This is a genomic window from Flavobacterium sp. FPG59 (genome assembly GCF_002150205.1).
Taxonomy (GTDB): domain Bacteria; phylum Bacteroidota; class Bacteroidia; order Flavobacteriales; family Flavobacteriaceae; genus Flavobacterium.
On record NZ_MTCA01000332.1, the window covers coordinates 1 to 1,993 of the forward strand.

Sequence of the window (1,993 nt, forward strand, 5' to 3'; positions counted from 1 at the left end):
GTTCAATAATAATAAAACCATTTGATGAATGGCCTTTTTTTATTAGTATTGATGGTAATTTCCAAGAACATAATAATATTGAAGATTTACGTTTCAAAAACAGGTTAAGCAAATATTTTATCAATCTTGAGCAATTGGTAAAAATTCCTGTAAATGATTTAAAAAATGGCTTTCAATTGCAGAATGGTGATGAAAATACAATAGCGGCATCCTATTTTCCAGAATGGTTTTATTGCAGTAGCTGTAATAAATTTGATAAAATTTCAAATTGGAAATATAATTGGTTAAATAATGTTGAAATTAATCACAGAGATAATTTTTTTCCTCCTAAATGTTATAAATGTTACGCTAGAAACCGCAACAGTAAAAGAAAATTCTTTGATTTAGAACAAGTGCGTTTCATTTTAACTGCGCCTAATGGCGAAATTACTGATATACCTTGGGATAAATGGTCAATGTTAAAAAGACAAAAAAGAGATAATTCAAATATTGAAAATAAAGAAGTTGATACTAATGATGAGACTATTTCTTTATCAAATGTTGATGTGCCAAGTGATTTAGTATTAGAGTATCGTACTTCAGATAAATTAGATGATTTAAGTGGTATTAATATTATTGCAAAAAATAAAGAAGGTGAAACATTAAATTTCACAACGTTATCAGGCTTATTTAATTTAAGGATTAAAAATCAAGAATTAATCCCAAACACTGAAATAAAAGACATCCTTTTTAAACCAGTTATACGCTCTAGTAATAGTGTCTATTACCCTAATATTTTATCCAGTATTTACATTCCTGCAATAGACGAGTTGAATAAGTCAAAAATCAAAATGATTAAAGATTTATTTGAAAAAGGACTTACTTCTGATTTAATTTCAAGCGTATTATTAGCAACGAATTCATTCTCAATTCAAACAAATACTATACAAAGATTAATTGATAATGATTTTATTGAAAGAGATGCAGAAATAACAAAAAGTGAAAATGAATATCGTTTTGATGAGTTTAAATACATTACTGAAAAAGGTAATGATGAAATAAAAGACTTATTGATATTTGATAAAGTAGATTCAAATTATTTTCAGAATGACTTAATAAAATCCATTTTAAGAATGGATAAAATAAAATTTACATCAGTTCAAACGTCTTTTACAAGGCAAGAACCTATATCAATAGATACTGCATTAAAAGAAGAAGATATTGAGAGTGACAAAGTTGAAGCAATACGAAAAAAATATACTTCCAAGAAAGGCTTAGCTACAAAATATCTTCCTGCTATAGAAAGTTTTGGAGAAGGCATCTTTTTTGAATTTGATAATAATGCTTTGGATAAATGGATAAATTCAGATGATTTGATTAGTAAAAGAGTTGAACCAATTTTAAACAATTATAATAATTTTGATTCTGCATTTAATAAAGACATTGAAGTTAATCCTAAACTAATTCTTATTCATACATTTTCACATTTAATAATCAAAGAGTTAGAGTATTTATGTGGTTATCCTTCAACGTCAATTCAAGAGCGATTATATGTTAGTGATAACCCCAATATGAACGGAGTATTAATTTATACAATAGCTGGTTCAGAAGGTAGTTATGGTGGATTAACTTCATTATGTGATGACAACAAAATTGGTAAATTAATTCAATCAGCTATAACGAGAGCAAAAGATTGTGCTACAGATCCAATATGTTATCACACAACCGGTCAAGGTGTCGGGAATCTGAACTTATCAGCTTGTTTTAGTTGTTCACTATTACCTGAAACATCTTGTGAATTATTCAATAGCTTTTTAGATAGAAGACTTTTAATTGATGATGAATATGGTTATTTTAAAAAAATTAGTTAGCGATAAAAACAAGAATTATTAAAATCTATACTATTTCAGACTCCACTCGTACTAAATATGATTCTTTTGAAATTGGCTCATCTAAAAGAGTATTTACATCTTATAAAAACACAAAATATAAACCAATCAATAAAGTAAGATAT

The 1,993-nt window shown here is 26.8% G+C and carries 1 protein-coding gene; it reads left to right on the top strand.

Features of this window, described 5'->3' with window-relative positions; genetic code table 11:
• A partial coding sequence (drmB, locus tag FPG59_RS16760; RefSeq protein ID WP_086455474.1) for a DUF1998 domain-containing protein occupies positions 1-1,850 on the top strand: 1,850 nt, incomplete at its 5' end.
• Between the last annotated feature and the right edge of the window lie 143 nt (positions 1,851-1,993).